Genomic DNA, 22,831 nt, shown 5'->3' on the forward strand with positions numbered 1-22,831 from the left:
TCATTTTTATCTTTACGCCAAATAAGAAGAAGGTAGTTAGCGTAACGGTTAAAAACATTCAAGCAAGTCGATCTTTTTTGATCTTCGATAAATTATTAAAAGTGTGACTAAGGTGCTGAGTAGTTACGATGCTTTTTTAAATTATATATCCGCTAAGTTTTTATGAAAATCACCTATTGAGTTTTCATCGCAAGAATAGCACGATAAACCGCCTTTGTAATCGATTACAACGTTACTTGCGGCGACTGCATGCGAATGAAAATATACGTCAATCAACACACCGATAACAGCCATATCGAGACTTAGCATGGGCATATGCCATATCCGAAATTGCAAATAAACAGCGTTTATTCGCCACAAAGATCATCGTAAAGCTGGTCTGCTAGCTGCTGCAAAATTTTTGCTCCCGGTTGAGTCTGTGCAAAAGTTCTCAGTCCATAGATACCCATCACTAAATAGCGAGCTAGATGATCACTTTCCCTCAACGATACCAGCTCTCCTGACAATTTGGCTTGTGTAAAAAGATCTGTTAGTGCTTGCTGCCAAGCGGCTAGGCTAGCAACGATAATCGTGCGAACTTCTTCATCTTGCCCCGCTATCTCGTTGAGCGTTTTGGTAAATAAACACCCATTATCAACATCACAGTCTACAAACTTGCTGACAATGTCATCTAAGTAAATTTTCAGGGCACATAAGATAGGCCGTGAACCATCAAAAAAACAAGTAAATTCAATGTGTTGGTCTTGTTTATACTGTTCTAAAGCAGCCAACAATAAACCGCGTTTATTCTCAAAAGCACAATAAATCGAACCGGGATGCAGGCCACTTGCCTTACTTAAATCCTGCATACTGGTTTTTGTATAGCCTTTCTGCATAAATGCAGCCATAACCAAGCGCAGCACTTCCTGTCTATTAAATTCCGCATTTCTCATCGATTTTTTATACTCGGTAATCATATTTAAACAAATGATATGATATTTTGAATGAATATTCAAAAATGTATTTCATTTATTCAATAAAGTAATTGCCCCATCAATGTGAACATCCTGTTGTGGAAACGCAATAACAATCTGGTTTTCTGAAAATAACGCTTCTAGGCGAAAACGAATATTACTGCGAACTACTCGTAATCCACCTTCGACATTAGAATTAACCCAAAAGTAAACATCAAATATAAGAGAATTATCACCAAAGTCTTCAAAGATGACCCAAGGCTTAGGATCGATTAATACCTCTTTTTGTTCCACCGTTGCTTGCATAATAAGTTCCGCAACCTTTTTTGCAGGAGAGCCGTACGAAACGCCCACTCTAACGGATGTGCGCACAAGATTATCCACTAAGGTCCAATTTATGACAGTATTTTCAAGCAATTTACTATTTGGAATGAGCATATGCACACCATCTATGCGGCGAATGCGTGTTGAACGAGTATTAATCTCTTCGACCACTCCTTTAGCATCATCAACCTCTAAAAAATCACCTATACGTATTGGACGCTCCCACATTAAAATCCAACCACTGATAAAGTTATTGATAATATTTTGTGCGCCAAAACCAATGCCAATAGCAATGGCACCAGAGAGAAAAGCAAAAGCGGTGATTGGTACATTGATTAAATCGAGCGTCGTTACCACTAATACCGCAATCGCTAGTATATAAATTAAACGACTGATCAGATGCACTAAGTTTGGATCCGCTTGCCTGGCGACTAACCGTTTTGATATGGTACTGATTAGCCATTTGGTCAGTAAGTAACCGACAATAAAAACTAAAGGTGCCATTAACCATTGTCCAACACTAATTTCTTGTCCCGCAATGGTAATTGTCGGATAGTTTAATATTTTTATAAAATCAATTAATTGCATCATTTTCCATTTTATTTAGGTTAAATCGTTCGCCGAAATTAAAACCCAATATATTTCAAATATCAGAAGGTTAACGATATTTTTATTGCCTTTATATAGTGTATATATCAAACCTCATTATTTAAATAAAAAAGAGATATCAATGACCAGTTTATGGTGTCAGTATCAGCTACCATTATTAAAATAGTAGTAATGATCTCTTTCAACTGTAGAGGAGTACAGAGTGAAAATACGTTTAATACTGCTGTTCATACTGATACAGCTTAGCGCCTGTTCGCCCGACGGCAATAAAAACATAAACCAATTCTCGGTGTATGAAGACGGCTTATATTTTTCACAACAATTTATTAGTCATTGGGGGAAAGAGCGAACGCTGCCCATTTGTTACCATTGCAACAAATATACCGAAAAAAAACATACCCCGATGGGCTCAATGCTATTTAGACAAGTTAATGATGGTAATGGGGAGTTAGTGTTTTTTTCGGCCTCTGATGCTCAATATGGTTTTGCGTTAAAGACCGGTCGCGGGCAATTCTCAGTGCGTTTACAAAATGAAGGTGAACATCTACAGTTGTTAATCAACCATCAAAAAATCCACCTTACTGTGAATGAAATTACAGAATTAACATTAGCTGATCAAAACTATTATATCTTATTAGAACAATTTAAATTGAGTGAATATAAAGTAGAGGGTTCAGACACACCAAACAGCCACTATAAGGCCACCATTATTATTTGGTTAAATAAGACTTAATCCCCGCTTCAGTAAATCCTTGTTGGACTGGTAAACTTATAATTTTTTGTTCTAGAACCTTCAGCAACAGACCGTATGCAGGTAAAAAAAGAGCTAAACTCACAAACAGTTTAAAAGAATAATCGACACAAGCTATTTCAGGCCAGTGAGCGGACATAAAACTATCTTGTGATGCAAAAAATGCAATTACAAAAAAGACCAATGTATCGACTAAGTTGCCGACAAGTGTTGATGCTGTCGGTGCAACCCACCATGAACGTGTACGTCTTAATTTAGCAAAAACAGTAATATCAATCAGCTGCCCTACTAGATAAGCCGCAAAACTGGCAAATGCGATGCGAAAAACAAAGGTATTAAATTCACTTAATGCCCTTAGGCCTTGAAAATCACCTTGATGGAAAATGACTCCGATTAGATATGAGATAAGTAAAGCAGGCAGCATAGCCCATATGATAATACGTCTCGCATTAGTCTGTCCAAATATCCTAACAGCAAGATCACTAGCAAGATAGACGAACGGAAAGCTAAAAGCCCCCCAAGTTGTATGAAGACCTGCGATTTGGAATGGTAGCTGTACCAGATAATTACTGGCGCAGATAACAAATATATGGAAGCCGATCAGCACCAGCACTGCACGCTGAGTCTGCTCTGTTGTTAACGTTAACATATTTTGACCTTTTTGGTGATGAAGTGGTGATTGCGGGGTGAGGGAACCCGCTATTAAAAGATTGTTATCTGATAGCGCTAAGTTACAAAAGCTAATCTCGCTTTATTTGTAGTTATTAGCAGCTACGATTACGGCGGGCTATTATAGATAAGTTTTCAGACAGAGCAAGGATAAATTTTCCATATATTCGCCTATCAAAGTGACACCTACAATCAAATTGGTTATCCTTACGGATAATTATTGACTCACTACGTAAACAGGCTTTATGAACAAACCCTTTATCACAAAAGATCAACTCATTAGCACGCTTAGCGAATGGGACCAAGGTAAAATATCGGCACAGCAACTCCAGGACTGGATGGTCACTTATTATGATCCACCGGAAGTTGAAATTGGTCCTGGGGAAAGCGAATTGTTGCAAGAGGCGATGAATATCATTATGAATGAATATGAAATAGCCAAAATCACTAAATACAAAGCAGAAGGTTATGCATTAGCAATACGTTTCCTACAAAGTACAGAAGACAATTTTTACCAAAGAAGACATTCTTTTATTCATGATAGCTTTACTGATTGAATAAACTTATGTAGACATTTTTTTATTATTACGAATAATAAATCCCCACTAGTAGTTATTATTACTCGAGGGGATTTATACCATATACCGTTATCTTAAGCTGATAATTCTTATTACCAATTATCTTTACTGCTACTAGCACTTAAAAGGCATAACGCACCTTGTAGATCCAAATGATTAAGTGAGACCGCTGCATTTTCTTGCACAATAGGCTTCGCATGAATAGCAATTCCGAGCGCGGAGGCCGCTAACATGAGTAAATCATTTGCGCCATCACCGATTGCCACCGTCTGTGACATGGGGATATTATAATGTGCAGCTAACTTTTCCAAGGTGCTTGCTTTAACACTTGCGTTGACTATCTCACCAATTACTTGACCCGTTAAACGTTGTTCATTAATCTCCAGCGTATTCGCAATCACATAATCAAAACCATGATCTGCTTTTAAGCGATCGGCAAAGTATGTAAATCCGCCCGAAGCGATTGCAACTTTCCAACCCGCTTTCTTGAGCCCTTTAATCAAATCAAGTAACCCAGGCATCAAAGGCATCGAATCGGCAACGTCGTTTAGTATTGAAATGGGTGCCCCCGCCAATTTAGCCACACGTGTGCGTAAACTTTCATTAAAATCAAGTTTGCCTTGCATTGCCAGCTCAGTAACAGCTGAAACTTGCTCCCCGACACCATATAAACGAGCTATTTCATCAATACATTCAATTTGGATGGTTGTGGAATCCATATCCATTAAAACTAATCCCGGTTTCTGCCAATCGGGAAAATTATCCATTAAAGCAAAATCCATCATATTTTCTTTGGCAAACGCATCCAAACTTGCTTTTAAATATGCAGGTTTTGCACTTATAGTAAAACGCATAACAGTGATAGATTCAATTATTTGCGGCGCATACAAACGAACAGACTGTACCTGTTCGAGATTCAACAGTGTTAGCAAATTGCTTAATTGCTGAGTATTAAATTGCTCTGCCATCACAATAAGTGATGCTGCTTCTGTAAAGCCTGCGGTCAACGTTTGTGTCAAGGCTCCGTTGTGGTAAAATAACGTGTCTAGCCTACTAACCTGTTGTTTTAAATGATCTCTCCACTGATCTAATGACTGAGAATTTGATTTATCTAGAAGTTTCTCTATCGTATTCACTGTAAAATACCTATCTTATAACAACCTAGCGCGCAGATAAAAATGAGTAATATGAAATTCTTATAGCGGCTTAGATCTTTAAATTGAAAGAATTGCTCACAAGATAACCATTGCGATTTATCATTGCAAGTTTTACAAGCAGCTAACCGAGAATAATAAAGTCGATTAAATACTTTGCTTAAATATTTTGACAATATTGTCTTGCCCCGAGGGAATAAATGAATAAAAAAATGTTTTATTTATTACGTACATTACAAATAGTAAGTTTAGTGGTTGTCTGTACTGCGATGGCTTACCAAATTTTGATGCTAAAAGAGACGTCAACTCAAATTGGCCATCAGCAAACTGAAAGGTTTTCTTATTCGCTAACAAACTTAGCTGCCGCGGAAGCAACGCGGTATCTGACACAAAAAAAAGTAGAAGATTTGCAACTACTTATCGATGACTTAAGCCATGATCCACTGGTTAGAGATGCAACAATATATGATCATTTGGGAAAAATACTTTATCAATCTGAAGATATTTTGCCACTGCCTATATTTTTAAATATTAATCAAACTAGGATCCGTAAAAAGCAAGGAATAATCCCCTATATTGCTGAATTATATGATGAGAACACTAAAATAGGTTATATACGGGTAACTTTGGAACAAGAAAAAATACTCAGTTTAATTCATGATTACCAACAGAAAAGCTTATCAATAATGTTACAAATATTAATGCTCTCTTTTGTATCTGGTACCATCATTATGGCACTACTTTTTAGGCGTCTTGAGGGTGCTTATTATCATGTGGTGAAGGAACTGAGTACATTAAGAGCACAAAACAAAAAGAGTTGGTGATGTTTTTTGACAGCATTGGCAACCAAAAATGTAAATCTAGCAGCAGTGAATATTGACGATATAGAAAAATAATTTTTTTAGCGTTTGCATAGCCAAAAAAAACCTTAATAAAACATATTAAGGTTTTTAACATTTATTTTTATTAATTTAGTTTCTATGCAATGTTTTGGTTTACAAAATCCCAATTAACCAATGCCCAAAAGCCATTTAAATAGCTAGGTCGCGCATTACGATAATCGACATAGTATGCATGTTCCCACAGATCTACAGTGAGGAGCACCGTAACTGTTTCATCAGTTAAAGGTGTTGCTGCATTTGACGTATTTACGATGTCTAGCAAGCCATCCGATTTCTTAACCAGCCATGTCCAAGAGGATCCAAAATTATTCACTGCTTTATCATTCCAAGCAGCTTGAAATGCAGCAAATGAGCCAAAACTTTCTGTTATCGCGTCAGCAATAGCACCGCTTGGCTCTCCGCCAGCATTTGCCGCTAGGCAGTTCCAATAGAAGCTGTGATTCCAGACTTGCGCAGCATTATTAAATAATGGGCCAGTCGATGTTTTAATTATCTCTTCTAAAGATTTATTAGCGAAGTCAGTTCCTTCAACAAGGCCATTTAATTTTTGTACGTAAGTTGCGTGATGCTTACCGTAATGAAACTCAAGTGTTTCTGCTGATATATGAGGTTCTAATGCGTCTTTTGCGAAAGGTAAGGCAGGTAATTCAAAAGCCATATATATTTCTCCAGATTATAGGTGGTTGTTAAGCGTGCTATTTTTATACTACTCATTTCACGCGATCTATTTATAATATCATTCTCGGCAAGAAAATGATCTATGTCAATTTAATTCTATGATAAAATTGTGTTTCTTCATTAAAACTGATTGCTTAACCACAATTTATATAGTGTTTTGTTGGTGATCAAATTTAGGTACAATTAAAAAACAACGACGGGGTACGATAAATGGAAACACTAGACAAAATTAAAAAACAAATCAGCGACAACACTGTTTTACTTTATATGAAAGGATCGCCAAAACTACCAAGTTGCGGTTTCTCATCTCAAACATCACAGGCACTGATGCAATGTGGTCACCCTTTTGCCTATGTCGATATTTTGCAAAATCCAGACATTCGCGCTGAACTACCTAAATATGCTAACTGGCCAACATTTCCCCAATTATGGGTTGATGGCGAATTGATCGGTGGTTGCGATATTGTTTTAGAAATGTTCCAACAAGGTGAGTTGCAACCTATAATAAAAAGTGCAGTTGAAAGATCAGACGCTGCCAAATAATTCAAAAATAGCAATTAGAGCCTGCACACGAGGTTCTAATTGAAACCATATTTAAGCATTTATAAGAAATTTTATGCCTGATACAAAAATAATTGTGGGTTTATGTAACCCTAAAAGTGCAACTAATGTGGGAGCAGTAATGCGTGCCGCAGGATGTTTTTTCGTTGATTCTGTTATATATACAGGCCAACGTTATGATCGCGCGGTCAAATTAAATACGGATACGAAAAAAATAAGCTCAACTATCCCATTAAGTGCTGTAAACGATTTACTTGATCATAAAAGTAAGACAATGAAAGTTATTTGTGTCGATCTTATTGAAGGGGCATCTCCCCTGCCGCATTTTAAACATCCTGAAAACGCGCTTTATATCTTCGGACCTGAAGATGGCACAATAGATCAAACTATTATCGATCAAGCTGATGCTGTCGTATACGTCCCCACTATAGGCTGTATGAACCTTGCAGCCACCGTTAATGTTGTTTTGTATGACAGACTTGCTAAATCCACTGTGCATATTACGGATAATGAGTTGATTCGACGCAGCAGAGATACTAATAATAACGTCAAAGTAAGGTGTTAAATAAAAAATGCTCGCAAAAACAATGTAAAACACTCATTAGCAACCTATCTTCCTGATTCAATCGCTTCTCTTTTAAAAAAAGTATCACCTTATCCGTTACAACAGGTATAATGAATTTGTTCTTTAAGAAAAGAAGTATGTTATTGATTTTATAACAGTAACAACTCAACTATTAATGTTTCTACTATTTTTAATAGCTAATAAAAGGTGTAATTTATGGGTAATGTGCTTGAATTGGTGAAATATGCTCGCCGTAAAAATAAATTAAAACGCGAAATTTTCGATCACGAAAAGAAAATTCGTGATAACCGCAAACGTGTAGATCTACTGAATAACTTAACTGATTACATCTCCTCAGATATGAAACCAGGAGATATTATAGATATCATTAAAAATATGCGCTCTGACTACGAAGACCGTGTTGATGACCATATCATCAAAGTCGCTGAGATTTCAAAAGAGCGTCGTGAATTGACGAAAAAAATCAATTCATTTTCACTTCAAAATACAGCAAAATAGCAATGATGTTTTGTAAAAAAAGGGATAGTAGCTAGTATTACTACCCTTTTTTATTATCTGCGACAGGCCAACCGGTGCTCAATAGAGATTTAGACTCAACACTAAAGCTTCAATATAATGATATTCACTTATGGATTATTAACCCTCAGGATATCAGTGATCCAACCCGACTGTGCTCATTAAAAAAACTACTGACTCCATTTGAACTTGCAAAGACAGAACGCTACCTTTCCCCCAGCGCACAGCATAATGCATTGATTACACGCGCTTTTGTGAGATTAGTTTTATCTCAATATGCGCCTATTCTTCCTCATGATTGGATCTTTGATATAAACGATCAGGGAAAACCTGAACTTAAGACTCCCCCACTAGCACTTCGCTTTAACCTAAGTCACAATAATGATCTAGTCGTTTGTGCTGTCTGCCTTGACCATGATATCGGTTGTGACGTCGAAAGTTTACGCCGAAAAATTAGCATTGATGCTATTTCAAAACGATATTTTTCAACGATTGAATATCAAAATATAAAAAAACTTCCACCTTCACGGCAAAGCGCTCAATTTTTTAAATATTGGACGCTTAAAGAGGCATTTGTTAAAGCAACTGGCTTTGGTATTAGCCAAGGTCTGGATACTTTTAGTTTTGAAATTGGCGAAAGTGAAACGGCTAAGTTCAATGACAATATTTGTGTGTCGTTTTCATCTCAATACCGTATTAAGCAAAATAATAATTGGTATAGTTGTTTAACCTATCCAGACCCAACTCATTGTGTTGCCATTTGTATAAATGCTGGAAATAAGAAAACCGATTTTACGCTACAGCAGTTTTTTGCAACCGATCACTTGAGTGAATTTAAAAACATTTAACATTATGTATTTCAAGTATGGCGACCGTTAAATAAACATGGCGCTCAAATCTGCGCCAATAGATCATAAGATGATTTCTGACTTGGTGACAGGATAAGGGTTTTTATTGCATCTTAGCAGGCGAAATACCATCCAAAGAGAAGTGTAATACACGTAAACTGCCGTTGAGTTTTGTATTAATCCGTTAAAATATGAATCCAGAAATTATTCGAAAGCAGATCATATAATCCCTCAGCTTAGACTGAGGGATTTAGCTTAGCGTCTATATTTACTTTGCTTTACCCTTCTTGGTCCCCTGCTCAGATTTTTTTTCAGCCTCATCCGCCAACCATAATTCATGGTTAGGATCTATTTTTTCAGAAAGAGTAAGTTCAACTCCCATCTCCAATAGCTCTTTAATCGTTAAATTATCAGCAAGGTTCATCGCTTGTCCCGCTTTGTTATGAAATAGCATGATTTTCTCCTCTTCAGCTCCTATTCCCTCTAATATTCTAGTCTATATTTACTGTTTGTGATTTATAAATGACAAGATGTAAACTGCTCATTAATAAGTCACTATACTTTGATTTCCTGCCTAATAGTGGTATTGGGTTGATTATAAACAATGCCTTATTTAATCTTAGCCGCTAATAAAACCACTACCATATTAGCGTTTTTATGTGCCATAAAATGCATTTTTTAGGTTCGCTTATTAAGCTGTATTTGCAAATAAGTACTAAATCAAGCTTCTTTAATAACAGTTCATTAAAAACAACGACGATTAGGATCGCAACCTTCACACAATTCTCTTCGATAACTTGCTAGATTTAAAAATATGTTTATGTTTGTAGTTATAAATATTGATAGTTAACGATTTTCATACTGTTTGTTGGAGGTAATGTGTTAATAACTAAGGATGATCGACGTATTTTTCGCCGTATGGCAATAGAGATCGGAGTCAAAATCACGATAAATGGCACCGAATTACATGGTATTTGTAAAGATCTTAGTAGTACCGGTATGTCTATTCAGTTAATGGAGGAGAGTTTAAAAGCGGGGGATGAAATTGAAGTGCTGCTAGACACAGAAGATTCTAGATTCCCACCACTAAATGCAGAAGCGGTGGTATTACGTTTGCGCAAACTTGACGACAGTTATATTGCTGCAATTGAATTCATCACACTAAAATAACTCGACTCTATCTGCAAATAATGATGATAATAATCTTCAAGTAAGAGTGGTCTAATAAGAGTGGTCAAGTAAAAACTGACCACATATTATTATCTTCCAAGCGACAACGAATAAGCGCATTAATCGCAAAATAACTGGCAAACAGGCAATCATTGCTTTTGCCCTTCGAGTCGAGTCCTGATACAAAATTTATTTCTACCTGTGTGATTTTTAGCACCCAGTAAAATATAATATTGCTTTCCTGTTAACGCAAAAATACGCTTAGATCACTTGCCTATTGGGCGCTTAACTCCTATGATCCACACATTTTTTACCTTATGCATTAACAACAGGCAATTTTATGCTTAACGCTTCACTTTCACCAAGCTCAACAGATTTGGTTATTAGTATTTTAGGAATGGTTTTATCGGAAAAAAAACCCTTAGACCGCGCCTATTCGGTTCACTTTTCAGGGCTACAACTCCCCCCATCAGAACAGGCCCGTATTACTCGGGTGACAGGGGATATTTTACGACGCTTAAATTTATACTGTTTCCTTTCTGATATGAAGCCACAAGATATATCCCGTTTTGGCTCGCGTCTAATGAATGCATGGCACCGTTTTCATGATCTCAAATTATCCAAGCAGCAAAATTCATTAGTCTTGCTTGAAGCTGATTATCTCGCCCGTTTGGAAATAGCCAAAAAGCAGCCTGCACTTTGGGATGGCTGCCCTGAATGGTTAGATGAAATGGGACAAAGTCAGCTAGGTGATAATTGGCCGAAAGAGCGCGCGGCATTAAATACTCAGCCGAAACGATTTATTCGCACCAATTTCTTAAAATGTAGCCGTGAAGAATTAGCGCAAAAGCTTCGCAGTGAGCAGGTTGAAACCAAAGTAGTTGACGGTGTTGATAGCGCGCTTGAAGTACTTTCCGATTCCGCATTATTTAGAACTGACAGCTTTAAATTGGGTTGGTTTGAACAGCAAGATGCTGGCTCACAACTTGTAGCCAGTGCCGTTGATGCAAAACCGGGAATGTTTGTGATAGATGCTTGTGCAGGCGCCGGAGGTAAAACATTATCTATTGCAGCACAAATGCAGGGTAAAGGGCGGCTATTGGCAATGGATGTTGAACAATGGAAGCTAGAAGCTCTCAAGCAACGCGCAAAACGAGCCAATGCGAATAATATTGAAACTCGAATTATTGTTGGCAGTAAAACAATTAAACGTAGAAAACTGACTGCCGATCGACTGTTGCTGGATGTGCCTTGCTCCGGTCTTGGCGTATTAAAACGTAATCCCGACGCAAAATGGCGTGATACAGCAGAACGATTACCAGTATTGATAGAATTACAGAAACATATTTTGCAAAGTTACAGTCGCTTGGTAAAGATTGGTGGAATACTAATTTACGCGACTTGCTCTATTATGCCAGATGAAAACCGCAATCAAATAGAGGCGTTTTTAATCGATAATAAGCAGTTTAAATTTCTAAATGATGAAACTATTAGCGTTGCGGATTCTGGATTTGACGGTTTTTACATGGCCAGACTTGAACGCATCGCTGAATAATTATATTTTTGAATAAAGGATTAATGAGAGAGATAAGCAGGAAATCAACCTTGAGTTTTAAAAAACAATTAGGTTACGATTAAATAACAACGCTATCTCCTCAACTTTATTCATGCCGTCCAACGACTTTGCAAACGTGAACTTATAAGATACAGAGAACATGTTTACTGTTGCCCGCGAGCAATACTATTTACAGATTCACCTATTCGCTGCGTAAGGATTGCAAAATTTCATCTGGAATCGGCTGTAATCGTTTATCTCTGTCTAAACAAACCATTTCAATCTCACCTATTACAGCGGCCTTAACCGCACCTGGCCGCCACAGCTCCTGCCGCCATAAGGTTTTATATTTTCCCTCGATATTAAAATGAGTTTGGATATCACACACTTCAGCAAACTCTACGCCATCTTGAAAAATTAGATTCGCCTTATACACCGCAAAACCTAAGCCTTGTTCACGCCATAATTTATCAAGTCGATCACTATCAATAACATGTTCGCGTGCTCGTTCGAAATATTTTAGGAAGTTTGGATGATATACAACACCAGAATGATCAGTATCCTCATAATAAATTTGTACCGCATGGTGGTAAATTTTACTCGACATTTTACTCTCTATTAATTTAAGCTCTTTACGAGCTAACAGTTTCGCTTAAGTTGAACTAATCTACCGAGTTGAGAACACAATAAGTCGTCAGCACATTGTAAAGTCATTGTAGAATAATTTATTTAACTGAAGTGTTCGACAAAATTTGTAACAAATTATACACTCCGCTTATCAACATACTAATTAAAATAAGAAGATAATATGTCACTTATCAGTAAAATTCGTTGCGCTTTCACGCTTGGTCAAGGACTCCTCATTGAAAATAAAACACTCACAGGCAGTGATGATCCTATCTCGTTTTTTAAACAATGGTTAAACGAGGCTGAGCAGAGTGGCATCATTTTACCCGAGTCGATGTCTGTTTCAACCTGTACAGGTGCAGGTCGCCCCTCCTCACGTATGGTGCTATTAAAAGAAGTAGATCAAAAAGGATTTGTTTTTTTCACCAACTATGGCAGTCATAAAGCCATTGAATTAGAAGAAAATCCTTACGCAGCACTGTTATTTCATTGGAACATGTTACAGCGCCAAGTACGGATTGAAGGACGTGTCGAACGTATAAGCCAAGAAGAATCAAATACTTACTTTCAAACTAGAGGGCGAGGAAGCCGTATCGGCGCGTGGGCTTCACATCAGAGTGAAGAACTTGTTGATCGCGAGAAATTAGTCGAACGTGTCAAATATTTTGAGGCAAAATTCGCTGGGCAAGAAGTTCCGTTGCCTGAATTCTGGGGGGGATATCGCGTCATCCCCGAACGTATAGAGTTTTGGCAAGGCAAAGCCGATCGCTTACATGACCGTTTTGTTTATCAACCAGCAAAAAATGGCTGGCAAGTTAAACGCTTAAATCCGTAGTTAGCAAAATAAAATAGGGGATATTTCACTTTCCTCTGTTTTAATCACGGCGATTGCAAAATAACGCATAAGCTTATTATGCGTCACAAAAATGTATTCACTCAACCTACTCGGCAGCAACTTACCTATGTCCACGAATGCTCTCTATACTGATCTGTCTGGCTATTATGATTTAATGTGTGTCGACATCGACTACAAAATGCAAAGCAAAAGTATTCGTAGACTTCATCAACTGTTCGGTGAAAAAGGGCTGAGTCATCTCGATCTAGCTTGTGGGACAGGCCCTCATGTTCGACATTTTATCAACTTTGGATACCTAAGTAGTGGCTTAGATATTAATCAACCTATGCTTGATATCGCTAAGCAGCGTTGCCCTGATGCGCAATTCATACTGAAAAACATGTGTGACTTCAAGGTTGATCATCCTGTTGATTTGGTCACCTGTTTTTTATACTCAATCCATTATTGTGATGGTATTGATAAATTGATGGAATGTATTGTTAGCGTGCATAATGCGCTAAATAAAGGCGGCGTTTTCTGTTTTAATGTTGTCGATAAAAATAAGATAGATAACAAATTGTTTGTCACCCATAGCGCCGAATATGACCACAGCCACTTTGTTTTCCACTCTGCTTGGCACTACAGTGGAGAGGGAGAGAGACAGTCGCTGAAGCTTAGTATTGAAAAAGATACGCAGGGGATAACTGAGTTTTGGCAAGATGAACATGCCATGGTGGCATTCAACATCGAGACGTTGCAAAAGCTCTTACAACCCTATTTTGAAGTTCATATCTTTGAACATGATTATGAAAGAATAGTGCCTTGGAGCGGAATTTCTGGAAACGCAATATTTACCTGCGTAAAAATTTAACAAGTAGATTAGTCGTCGTTATCCTCGTGACGGCTTACATCTTATTGCTCATGTAACTCTAATGGCAAACCATCCGGATCATTAAAAAAAGTGAACTTTCGATTGGTATACTGGTCAACTCTGATTGCCTCAACGGCGACACCTTTTGACATTAAATAATTGCTGACTTTTTCAACGGATTCCACATTAAACGCTAAATGCCGTAACCCTAACGCTTCTGGTTTACTTGGTCTATCAGGTGGATTTGGAAAGGAAAATAATTCAATTTGCCCTCCTTCCGGTAATTTCAAATCAAGCTTATAAGACCTTCTTTCTTCTCTATAATTTTCAGCGATAACTTCAAACCCTAAAATAGAAGTGTAGAAATGCTTAGATCTTTTATAATCAGAGCAAATTATTGCAATATGGTTAAACGATTTAAACACACGATTCTCCATTATTAGAGGTTATAGATAAGAGCAAGGCATTGATTGAAGTAACAATTACTAAATCCATAACGCAATATGACTATGCACTTAATTCAGATAAACACAAAAAAATAAATATTTACCACAAAAGTTTCATGCAACTGCAAACCTATGTTTTTGTTTACATTCATTAGAGTCAAAAGGAGAAAAACACTTATATTTGGGTTTTCTCGGTGTAACGCGCAGCGTCTCCGTGTTCTCTGTGGTAATTTTGTAATCTTTGTTTATATTAAAATACCAATACTTTATCTGCACTAAACGTCCATCGTGACAACTCAATTAACGTACTAATCTGCGCACCTTCAATTAACGGAAGATCACTGACTCCACGACCATCAGTACAAGTTTTGCATAACTTTAACTGAGCACCTTGTGCCAGTAATATTTCTAACATCTGCTCAATATTATAACCCTCAGAAACTCTTTGATTTGGCAATCCCGCGGTCACGGAATCAGACATTAAGAATATATTTATAGCGACACGACTGCCATATTCTTCCTTAATATTTAATGCCAATCGTAATGCATTAAATGTTTTCTCTGAGCCATAAGGTCCATCATTTAGAATAAAAAGTATTGTTTGCATAAATTATAAAACTCGCTATTTTGAGGGAGGTAATGAATAAGTCACATCGGTAATAAGTGTTTTTTTCAATTAAAGATAAGGTTAGCATAGAGCTCCCCCATTAGTCATAAGTACAATAAGAATAACCATATCGCTAAATGGTATTACTTCGAATTGCTTTTTATCCGATTAAAAAATGTAGATTGGTTTACAATGTAACGAAAGAGACAACGTCCGGATTAGAGCTCTTTTAACATCCATACATCACAGCCGTTATGAATAGTTCCTTGTAGCGGTTTATCTAGGTGCTCGAATCCTAACTTACCATATAAAGCAATTGCCGATTCCATATTTGCAAGTGTATCCAAGTAACACTTTGTATAACCTTTACTTCTCGCATAATTAATACAACCTTCGACAAGTTTTTGACCAAGTCCTAAACCACGGCTTTCAGACAGGATAAATAATTTACGTAACTCACAAATTTCATTGCTACCATTAAAAGCAGCAATACCACTCCCCCCGACAATCTTATTGTCTACAATGGCAACCAGATAGCGGCTGCCATTCTCGTCTCTATAATTACGGCTCATCGCACTAACTTCAGAGTCAGAAGGACCAAAACCGTCCCCAATAGCCCCGAACTCTTGGCCAACAATACGAATTATTTCACCAATTTCAAGATCGAACTGAGGTTTGATTTCTTTAATTACGAAAGTCACTAAATATTCTCACTGAGTTAATACGCACAAAGGTAAAGTCGAAATAATGCACAATAATAGATATTTAAAATTTAGGTCAAATAAAAAGCGTTATTAGGACTTTTTTTGACAAAAATTACGGTGAGTAATAATACACTTTGAGATAGGGAAGCTCAACTGCTAGTAATGACAACGCTTAACTGTTGCTTTTGCGACTTTAATAAAAAGCTTCTACTGTGGCAATGAATTCAGGTAACTGCGCTATAGGCAGCCTGTTAATACCCGCTGCAGCTGCGCGTCCTCCGCCTGTTGCGAATTGACGACATATCTCAGCAGCGCCGTGTTTGTTATCCAGTGGCGCTCGCAGTGAAAGCAGATAATTACCATCACCACTTTCGGTTAATACGGCATGGGCTGAACTTGGTGTTTGATTTGCCAGCAAATTACCATACACACCGCTGATACGCCGCGCCCATGGAGTATCAGGTAAAATATAAAGTGTCAGCTGAGTACTTTTATAAGTCGGTTTTATATTTAAAACTGCATCGAGATCGGTCTGATAAGCCTGCTGCAATAGTGCAAAAGGTGAGTTTTTATCACTAATCACATCCAGTGGTGAAGAGTATTGTAACAACAATTTATACAACTCGGCTGGGTGAAGATGAAGATCTTCCACTTTAGCCCCATAGCCATTGTAGTTAATTAGGGTACCTAACTCTTTAAGTTGGGCAGCTTGCTCAAACGTTAGACCCGCAGTGGCGGATAGTTGCTCAGCTTTAGCAATTAAATTATCACCATAAGCGGCGGTAATAGCCCAGAGATGAAATTGGCCACCGATTAACTTATCAATAATTAATGCAGTGCAGGTGTTTGCATCTAAATCGATATTAGCCTGCAAATTATTATGATTAGGGATCCGGCCCGAGCGGTGATGATCGGCATAAAAAACCTGCGCACCGTTTGCCAGAGCCAGATTTACCCCATCAATGTTTTGTTCAAGTGATATATCCAGAACAGTGAGTTTATCTCCGCTTTGTACATTCAGTTGAGCAAGCAGATTGATATCTCGCTTTACACCGGTCACCAAAATACTTTGTTGTGGGGTTAACAAACGAAGCTGCAACAACGCGATAATACCATCGGCATCACCATTGAAAATATCATAATTCATTTATAAGTACTCGTGTAGCTTTAAGTAATTAAGCACTTCAAGCGCACATTGCTGTGCAGATTTACCGTCTGTTTGAAGATGAATTTCAGGGTTAATAGGTGCTTCGTATGCTGAATCTATTCCAGTAAAGTTTTTTATCTCACCCGCTCGTGCTTTTTGGTAAAGTCCTTTGGGATCTCTTTTTTCACAAATTTCTAAGGGAGTATCAATAAAAACTTCAATAAACTCCCCTTCTTTTAATAGATCTCGTACCATTTTACGATCAACATTAAAAGGGGAAATAAAAGCACTGGAAACTAATAACCCAGCATCGACAAACAGTTTGGCCACTTCACCGATACGACGAATATTTTCTACTCGTGCTTGATCAGAAAAACCTAAATCGCCATTTAAACCATGACGCACATTATCCCCATCTAATAGATAAGTTTTAACTCCATGCTGATAAAGCATGACGTCGACTGCATTGGCAACCGTCGATTTACCCGAACCACTTAGTCCTGTAAACCATAAAACAGCGGCTTTATGGCCATTTAATTTAACTCTATCTTGATGGGAAACAGCCGCTTGATGCCAAACAACATCAGATGACTTTTCACCATTTACTTCTTTATCTATATAGGGTGTAGACATAAAATTCCTTAAATCAGCTGTCAGTTAAAATCAAACTAGCCACTTTGCAGCGAGATATGTAAACTAAACTTAGTTTACTGCACCCTTTCCCATTATTAAAGATTCCGACACAATCCGTGAGAATGCCAAAAAATTAATCTGCTAGCAGCCTTTTATAATCCAAAAACTAATGTAATTGCGGTAATAGCAACAACACCATAAACAATACTGATGGGTAATCCAATTTTCACAAAATCTGACAACTTATATTGTCCTGCATTAAACACCATTAAATTGGTTTGGTAACCAAAAGGACTAATAAAACTTGCACTTGCACCAAATGCCACCGCCATAATAAACGCTGTTGGGTTAGCACCTAAGGTAATCGCAAGGCCGTAAGCAATAGGAAATATTAAAGCAGCCGCTGCATTATTGGTGACTAATTCAGTTAACCACCAAGTAAACAGATAGACAATAATGAGTGCGAATAATGGAGAGAGCCCCTGCGCATAGTTATCTACAAAAACATTAAATGATTCTAGTAATCCGCTATTAGCAAATGATTGTGACAATACCAATGCAGAAGAGATAATTAACCACAGATCGGCTGGTAATCTCCGAAAAATTTCCCCAGAAGTTAGACAAGCTGTTATCAATAGCAAGCCTAGCAAAAAGATCAACCCTTTAAGTAAAGCAAACAATCCTAATGCAGAACCGATAATAGCGGCAAAAAATCCGAGTGTTGCAAGTAATGCTTTGCTGCCACTGAGCATAGAGTCTAGCTCAACACCGCTAACCAAGATGAAATTCTTACTGATATTACGACGTGATTTAAAATCATCTCCGACCGCCAGTACCAAATAATCACCCGTTTTTAATCTCACTTCGCCCAATTTACCCGATATATTTTCACCATCACGTTTAATTGCGACGACTGCCGCATCAAACAAAGCACGAAAACCGGCTCGTTTAAGCGTTTTCCCAAGCAAAACACTTTCAGGGCGAATAACAACCTCGGTTAAATTATCCAGTAATAAACCTTGGTGATCAGCAAATATGGTTAAACCGTCAAATTGATTTAGTTGCTTAACTTTCGCCACATCGCCACTAAAAATCAACCTGTCATTCTCTCTAAGCACCTCTGTTGGCGCAACAGGACTGAGCAGATAATTACCGCGAACCACCTCCACCAAAAATAAGGACTCTAAATTACGTAGCCCATTTTCTTCGATTGTTTTACCCACTAGACTTGATTTTGTACCTATTTTGGCATCGATAAAATAATTTTGAACGACTTCTGAAGAAACAGTGTGATCCGGTAAAAACCTCAATAAAAACCATAATGTAATTCCACAAGCGATAACAAGACAAATGCCAACCAATGTAAAATCAAAGAAAGAAAGTGAAGGTAAACCGGCCCCTAATACTAAACTATTTACAATGAGATTTGTCGATGTCCCCACAAGCGTTAAGGTGCCACCCAGAATCGCTGCGTATGAAAGTGGCAGCAATAATTTACTCGGTGAATGATAGGGATTATTACGGATTGGAGCTAACATAGTTGATACAACCGCCGTATTGTTTAAACAGGCAGAAGACAATACTGTAAAACCAAATAGACGAAGAAATGTCGTCCGATAACTTTTATGAATAACTTTGGTGGCAATCGTTCTTAAGAAGCGTGTTTTTTCAAGCGCAAGTGAACAAACCAGAAGTAAAACTAATGTGACCACACCTTGATTAGAGAAACTTTGCAATACTTGCTGAGATGTCACCATATCGGACACATATAAAAGCAGCAAGGCCATTCCAAAGATAAGTGCAGGCCGTTGTTGGTATTTTATTAAACCAATAATCGTTGCTGCAAAAATAAATAAGACGAAATAAGAGTCAAGAGTCATAGACATCCAAAAGCCATTTGCAATTAGTTCGTGGCTAACGGCTAAAGCCAAAACAAATAGTTGTCGGGCGCCAATTAAAATAGCGCCCGACAGCTGATAGCGTATTATCCTTTGAGGATATCCTTCGCTTCCCAATGCGGGAAATGCTTACGGATAAGCGTATTAAATTCAACTTCAAATGGACTGAATGCTTGGACTTTTGATGCCTCTTTATCAACGCTTCCGCGGATCATGCCGGCACCTACCGTCGCATTGGTGAAGCGATCGATAATAATAAATGCACCTGTTGATCGGTTTTCGCTGTAACTGTCAAAATGTATTGCTTCAGCAACATCAAAATTACAACTGCCTATTTCATTTAATTCCAGTTGACTCGCATCCTCTTTTGCCATCGTATTAACATCAACTTTGTTATTGATAGTAACAACCGAACCAAAAGTAGAGTGCGTACCTGCTTTAATTATATATTCACGATCAACATGTAACGCTTCTTCAGTCATCCAAACAACGTCAGCAACAAAGGTTTTACTCGACTGTGGTTTTTCATGGGGGCGAACAAGCATATCACCACGACTAATATCAATTTCATCTTCAAGGGTTAAGGTAATTGCCATTCCGGCAAATGCACTTTGTAGATCGCCATCAAAGGTAACAATAGATTTAACTTTACTTTGTTTACCTGACGGTAGAACCTGGATGGTATCTCCGACACGAATTTCACCGGAGGCAACCGTGCCACAAAATCCACGAAAATTTAGATTTGGACGATTAACATACTGTACAGCCAATCTGAATTTATTATTTACATCACTTTTAATTTGGATGGTGTTAAGCAGGCGTAATAAAGGTGACCCCGGATACCAAGTCATATGCTCACTTTCATTGACAACATTGTCACCTTTGAGCGCTGAAATAGGCACAAAGCGGATGTCTGGAATATCTAGTTGCTCAGCAAATTGACGATAGTCCGCTTTTATATTTTTATAAACAGCCTGATCATATTCAACGGCATCCATCTTATTGACGGCAACCACAACATGCTTAATGCCCAATAAAGAACAGATATAAGAGTGACGACGAGTTTGTACTTGTACGCCATAACGTGCATCAATCAATATAATCGCCAAGTCACATGTTGATGCGCCGGTGGCCATATTACGAGTGTATTGTTCATGCCCAGGAGTATCCGCAATAATAAATTTACGTTGCTCAGTAGCAAAATAGCGATATGCCACGTCTATCGTGATCCCCTGCTCTCGCTCAGATTGCAAACCATCAACCAATAAAGCTAAATCAAAATCTTCATTGGTTGTATTAAACTTTTTAGAATCTTTCTCGATAGCAGCCATCTGATCTTCAAAAATCATTTTGCTATCAAATAACAGACGACCAATCAGGGTAGATTTACCATCATCAACGCTACCACAAGTGATAAAACGCATAAGGTCTTTATTTTCATGAACACGCAGATACGCTTCGATATCTGTCGCTATTAAATTTGAATCGTGAGTCATTACAAATCCTTTGATTATATTTTAAGCTACTAGCAGCGATTAAAAGAGATGAACATTAAGTTCGTCATACTTAATTATCAATAACGGCGTTTTAGAAATACCCTTCCATCTTTTTCTTTTCCATCGAACCGGCGGAATCATTGTCAATCACACGCCCTTGTCGTTCAGAGGTGGTTGTTAACAGCATCTCTTGGATAATTTCAGGTAAGGTCGTCGCTTGCGACTCTATTGCGCCTGTTAGCGGATAACAGCCTAATGTACGGAAACGAACCATTTTCATTTCGGGTGTTTCTCCCTCTTTTAAGGGCATACGGTCATCGTCTACCATAATCAATGTGCCATCACGCTCAACCACTGGTCGTTTTGCTGAAAAATAAAGCGGCACCATCTCTATTTCTTCTTGATAGATATATTGCCAAATATCAAGTTCTGTCCAATTTGAAAGTGGGAATACACGAATACTTTCACCGCGATCTACTTTTGAGTTATAAATATTCCATAACTCAGGACGTTGATTTTTAGGATCCCAACGATGTTTTTTATCACGGAAAGAGTAAACACGTTCTTTCGCTCGGGATTTCTCCTCATCACGGCGAGCGCCACCAAAAGCAGCATCAAAACCGTGTATATCTAAGGCTTGTTTTAGCCCTTCTGTTTTCATTATATCGGTGTGTTTTGCTGAGCCATGTTCAAATGGACTGATCCCCATCGCCATGCCGCGTGGGTTTTTATGTACAATTAAATCAAGATCATATTTTTCAGCGATTGTGTCGCGAAATTTGATCATCTCTTTGAATTTCCAATTGGTATCAACATGCATCAGAGGGAAAGGGATTTTGCCCGGATAAAATGCTTTGCGGGCTAAATGTAATAATACAGATGAATCTTTACCGACAGAGTAAAGCATGACTGGATTTTCAAATTCTGCCGCTACCTCACGCATAATTTGAATCGATTCGGCCTCAAGCGCCTTGAGGTGAGTTAATCTATTTTTATTCATAATATCCCTTCGCATTAACACGGTTTGATTTTTACATGGCTCATTATGCATTAAGGGATGGTGTTCATTAAGTGATAAAAAGTTATAAGTAATAAGCAAATGCTTATCAGATGTGAACAGATTGTAGATTTGTCGTTGCCATTCTTTACTCTGCATAGAATGCATAATATTAAAGCTGGCGACTCACCTCGTTTCTATATTTCGTTTGATAATTGGGATAAATATCCCTATTTTTTGAATAATAGGTCAAAAGGAACATAGAGATTAATATTGCATTATTTAGAACGATCTGAGGTTATTAAAAATCGCTCACTTCGTCCGGTACTACAAGACGATTTAGGCTTTGATAGACTAAATTTTTATGCGGTTGGATATTAGAAAAAAGGTGTTAATGCGGATAGGTTTGGTATTGAAAAAAAGTCTTCTCCACTATAAAAGCAATCTCAAGTTATTTAAAATAACATGCTTATGCACTTAACTCAGGTAACAATAGGAAAAGATAAAAACACGTCAAAAAATTGCACCACAGAGTAAAATGAGGGGAAACAGAGAAAGACATAAAAAATAATAATTATCTTATATTTTAACTCAAGTTTCGGGGTTCATTTTTAGCCAATAAAAGTGAACCATCCCTCATTCTAGGGCTTCTTGCCGCAAAGTAAAGTTATCCATTTGCATGACTTGCGTAAAAAAATCGACAACCGTCTGTTCAA

27 protein-coding genes are annotated in these 22,831 nt (G+C 37.7%); 11 read left to right on the plus strand and 16 right to left on the minus strand.

The window, feature by feature from the left end; translation table 11 throughout:
• Positions 1-141: 141 nt before the first annotated feature.
• The 3 genes from KSO91_RS10090 to KSO91_RS10100 all read right to left on the minus strand — a co-directional run bounded on the left by KSO91_RS10090 (position 142) and on the right by KSO91_RS10100 (position 1,865).
• Positions 142-309: a hypothetical protein gene (locus KSO91_RS10090; RefSeq protein ID WP_238742841.1), complete on the minus strand. Its 168-nt coding sequence runs from the start codon at positions 307-309 to the stop codon at positions 142-144.
• Between the two features lie 38 nt (positions 310-347).
• A complete protein-coding gene (locus KSO91_RS10095; protein ID WP_238742876.1) occupies positions 348-932 on the minus strand; it encodes a TetR/AcrR family transcriptional regulator in 585 nt (194 codons plus the stop codon).
• A gap of 72 nt (positions 933-1,004) precedes the next feature.
• Complete coding sequence (locus KSO91_RS10100) at positions 1,005-1,865, minus strand: mechanosensitive ion channel family protein (RefSeq protein ID WP_238742878.1); 861 nt, start codon at positions 1,863-1,865, stop codon at positions 1,005-1,007.
• Between the two features lie 223 nt (positions 1,866-2,088).
• Here KSO91_RS10100 and KSO91_RS10105 point away from each other — a divergent pair, with 223 nt between their 5' ends.
• Positions 2,089-2,619 carry a hypothetical protein gene (locus KSO91_RS10105; protein WP_238742843.1) on the plus strand — a complete coding sequence of 177 codons (531 nt, stop codon included), beginning with the start codon at positions 2,089-2,091 and terminating at the stop codon, positions 2,617-2,619.
• Here the strand turns inward: KSO91_RS10105 and KSO91_RS10110 are convergent.
• A complete protein-coding gene (locus KSO91_RS10110; protein ID WP_238742845.1) occupies positions 2,597-3,286 on the minus strand; it encodes a 7-cyano-7-deazaguanine/7-aminomethyl-7-deazaguanine transporter in 690 nt (229 codons plus the stop codon). The genes KSO91_RS10105 and KSO91_RS10110 overlap by 23 nt on opposite strands.
• A gap of 265 nt (positions 3,287-3,551) precedes the next feature.
• Here KSO91_RS10110 and KSO91_RS10115 point away from each other — a divergent pair, with 265 nt between their 5' ends.
• Complete coding sequence (locus tag KSO91_RS10115; RefSeq protein WP_238742847.1) at positions 3,552-3,863, plus strand: hypothetical protein; 312 nt, start codon at positions 3,552-3,554, stop codon at positions 3,861-3,863.
• A gap of 113 nt (positions 3,864-3,976) precedes the next feature.
• Here the strand turns inward: KSO91_RS10115 and serB are convergent, their stop codons facing one another.
• Entirely contained in the window at positions 3,977-5,020 is a 1,044-nt protein-coding gene (gene serB, locus KSO91_RS17770) for a phosphoserine phosphatase SerB (RefSeq protein ID WP_238742848.1), read from the minus strand.
• 218 nt (positions 5,021-5,238) lie between these two features.
• Here serB and KSO91_RS10125 point away from each other — a divergent pair, with 218 nt between their 5' ends.
• Positions 5,239-5,862, plus strand: a complete 624-nt coding sequence (locus KSO91_RS10125) for an AhpA/YtjB family protein (RefSeq protein ID WP_238742849.1) — start codon at positions 5,239-5,241, stop codon at positions 5,860-5,862.
• A gap of 154 nt (positions 5,863-6,016) precedes the next feature.
• On the opposite strand, the gene KSO91_RS10130 is transcribed toward KSO91_RS10125, so the two are convergent.
• Positions 6,017-6,598 carry a Fe-Mn family superoxide dismutase gene (locus KSO91_RS10130; protein WP_238742850.1) on the minus strand — a complete coding sequence of 194 codons (582 nt, stop codon included), beginning with the start codon at positions 6,596-6,598 and terminating at the stop codon, positions 6,017-6,019.
• A gap of 230 nt (positions 6,599-6,828) precedes the next feature.
• Between KSO91_RS10130 and grxD the strand changes: the two genes are divergently transcribed.
• The 4 genes from grxD to KSO91_RS10150 all read left to right on the plus strand — a co-directional run bounded on the left by grxD (position 6,829) and on the right by KSO91_RS10150 (position 9,129).
• Positions 6,829-7,161: a Grx4 family monothiol glutaredoxin gene (grxD, locus tag KSO91_RS10135; protein ID WP_238742852.1), complete on the plus strand. Its 333-nt coding sequence runs from the start codon at positions 6,829-6,831 to the stop codon at positions 7,159-7,161.
• Positions 7,162-7,234: 73 nt separating this feature from the next.
• Positions 7,235-7,744: an RNA methyltransferase gene (locus KSO91_RS10140; RefSeq protein ID WP_238742854.1), complete on the plus strand. Its 510-nt coding sequence runs from the start codon at positions 7,235-7,237 to the stop codon at positions 7,742-7,744.
• A 216-nt stretch (positions 7,745-7,960) separates the two neighbouring features.
• Positions 7,961-8,263: a DUF496 family protein gene (locus KSO91_RS10145; protein ID WP_238742855.1), complete on the plus strand. Its 303-nt coding sequence runs from the start codon at positions 7,961-7,963 to the stop codon at positions 8,261-8,263.
• A 74-nt stretch (positions 8,264-8,337) separates the two neighbouring features.
• Positions 8,338-9,129 (plus strand): 4'-phosphopantetheinyl transferase family protein, encoded by a 792-nt coding sequence (locus tag KSO91_RS10150; RefSeq protein ID WP_238742856.1) that lies wholly within the window; start codon positions 8,338-8,340, stop codon positions 9,127-9,129.
• A 268-nt stretch (positions 9,130-9,397) separates the two neighbouring features.
• Here the strand turns inward: KSO91_RS10150 and KSO91_RS10155 are convergent, their stop codons facing one another.
• A complete protein-coding gene (locus KSO91_RS10155) occupies positions 9,398-9,583 on the minus strand; it encodes a hypothetical protein (protein ID WP_238742857.1) in 186 nt (61 codons plus the stop codon).
• A gap of 425 nt (positions 9,584-10,008) precedes the next feature.
• Between KSO91_RS10155 and KSO91_RS10160 the strand changes: the two genes are divergently transcribed.
• On the plus strand, positions 10,009-10,299 hold the full coding sequence (locus KSO91_RS10160; protein WP_238742859.1) for a PilZ domain-containing protein: 291 nt from the start codon (positions 10,009-10,011) through the stop codon (positions 10,297-10,299).
• 340 nt (positions 10,300-10,639) lie between these two features.
• On the plus strand, positions 10,640-11,854 hold the full coding sequence (locus tag KSO91_RS10165) for an RsmB/NOP family class I SAM-dependent RNA methyltransferase (RefSeq protein ID WP_238742860.1): 1,215 nt from the start codon (positions 10,640-10,642) through the stop codon (positions 11,852-11,854).
• A 202-nt stretch (positions 11,855-12,056) separates the two neighbouring features.
• Here KSO91_RS10165 and KSO91_RS10170 read toward each other — a convergent pair whose 3' ends face one another.
• A complete protein-coding gene (locus KSO91_RS10170; RefSeq protein ID WP_238742861.1) occupies positions 12,057-12,461 on the minus strand; it encodes a thioesterase family protein in 405 nt (134 codons plus the stop codon).
• Between the two features lie 201 nt (positions 12,462-12,662).
• On the opposite strand from KSO91_RS10170, the gene pdxH reads away from it, so the two are divergent.
• A complete protein-coding gene (gene pdxH / locus KSO91_RS10175; RefSeq protein WP_238742862.1) occupies positions 12,663-13,316 on the plus strand; it encodes a pyridoxamine 5'-phosphate oxidase in 654 nt (217 codons plus the stop codon).
• Positions 13,317-13,443: 127 nt separating this feature from the next.
• The gene (locus KSO91_RS10180; protein WP_238742879.1) at positions 13,444-14,187 is read left to right on the plus strand and encodes a class I SAM-dependent DNA methyltransferase; all 744 of its coding nucleotides are present in this window, start codon (positions 13,444-13,446) and stop codon (positions 14,185-14,187) included.
• A 41-nt stretch (positions 14,188-14,228) separates the two neighbouring features.
• Here the strand turns inward: KSO91_RS10180 and gloA2 are convergent, their stop codons facing one another.
• The 8 genes from gloA2 to cysD form a co-directional block, all read right to left on the minus strand.
• Positions 14,229-14,612, minus strand: coding sequence for an SMU1112c/YaeR family gloxylase I-like metalloprotein (gloA2, locus tag KSO91_RS10185; RefSeq protein WP_238742866.1), 384 nt, complete (start codon positions 14,610-14,612; stop codon positions 14,229-14,231).
• A gap of 271 nt (positions 14,613-14,883) precedes the next feature.
• Complete coding sequence (locus KSO91_RS10190) at positions 14,884-15,240, minus strand: DsrE/DsrF/TusD sulfur relay family protein (protein ID WP_238742867.1); 357 nt, start codon at positions 15,238-15,240, stop codon at positions 14,884-14,886.
• A gap of 218 nt (positions 15,241-15,458) precedes the next feature.
• On the minus strand, positions 15,459-15,941 hold the full coding sequence (locus tag KSO91_RS10195) for a GNAT family N-acetyltransferase (protein ID WP_238742868.1): 483 nt from the start codon (positions 15,939-15,941) through the stop codon (positions 15,459-15,461).
• Positions 15,942-16,137: 196 nt separating this feature from the next.
• On the minus strand, positions 16,138-17,091 hold the full coding sequence (locus KSO91_RS10200) for a DHH family phosphoesterase (protein WP_238742869.1): 954 nt from the start codon (positions 17,089-17,091) through the stop codon (positions 16,138-16,140).
• Positions 17,092-17,724 (minus strand): adenylyl-sulfate kinase, encoded by a 633-nt coding sequence (gene cysC / locus KSO91_RS10205; RefSeq protein ID WP_238742871.1) that lies wholly within the window; start codon positions 17,722-17,724, stop codon positions 17,092-17,094.
• A 152-nt stretch (positions 17,725-17,876) separates the two neighbouring features.
• Positions 17,877-19,604: an SLC13 family permease gene (locus tag KSO91_RS10210; RefSeq protein ID WP_238742883.1), complete on the minus strand. Its 1,728-nt coding sequence runs from the start codon at positions 19,602-19,604 to the stop codon at positions 17,877-17,879.
• Positions 19,605-19,708: 104 nt separating this feature from the next.
• Complete coding sequence (gene cysN, locus KSO91_RS10215; RefSeq protein WP_238742873.1) at positions 19,709-21,118, minus strand: sulfate adenylyltransferase subunit CysN; 1,410 nt, start codon at positions 21,116-21,118, stop codon at positions 19,709-19,711.
• Positions 21,119-21,209: 91 nt separating this feature from the next.
• Positions 21,210-22,118 (minus strand): sulfate adenylyltransferase subunit CysD, encoded by a 909-nt coding sequence (cysD, locus tag KSO91_RS10220; RefSeq protein WP_238742875.1) that lies wholly within the window; start codon positions 22,116-22,118, stop codon positions 21,210-21,212.
• Between the last annotated feature and the right edge of the window lie 713 nt (positions 22,119-22,831).

The organism is Psychromonas antarctica (assembly GCF_022267535.1).
In the GTDB taxonomy this organism is placed as follows: domain Bacteria; phylum Pseudomonadota; class Gammaproteobacteria; order Enterobacterales; family Psychromonadaceae; genus Psychromonas; species Psychromonas antarctica.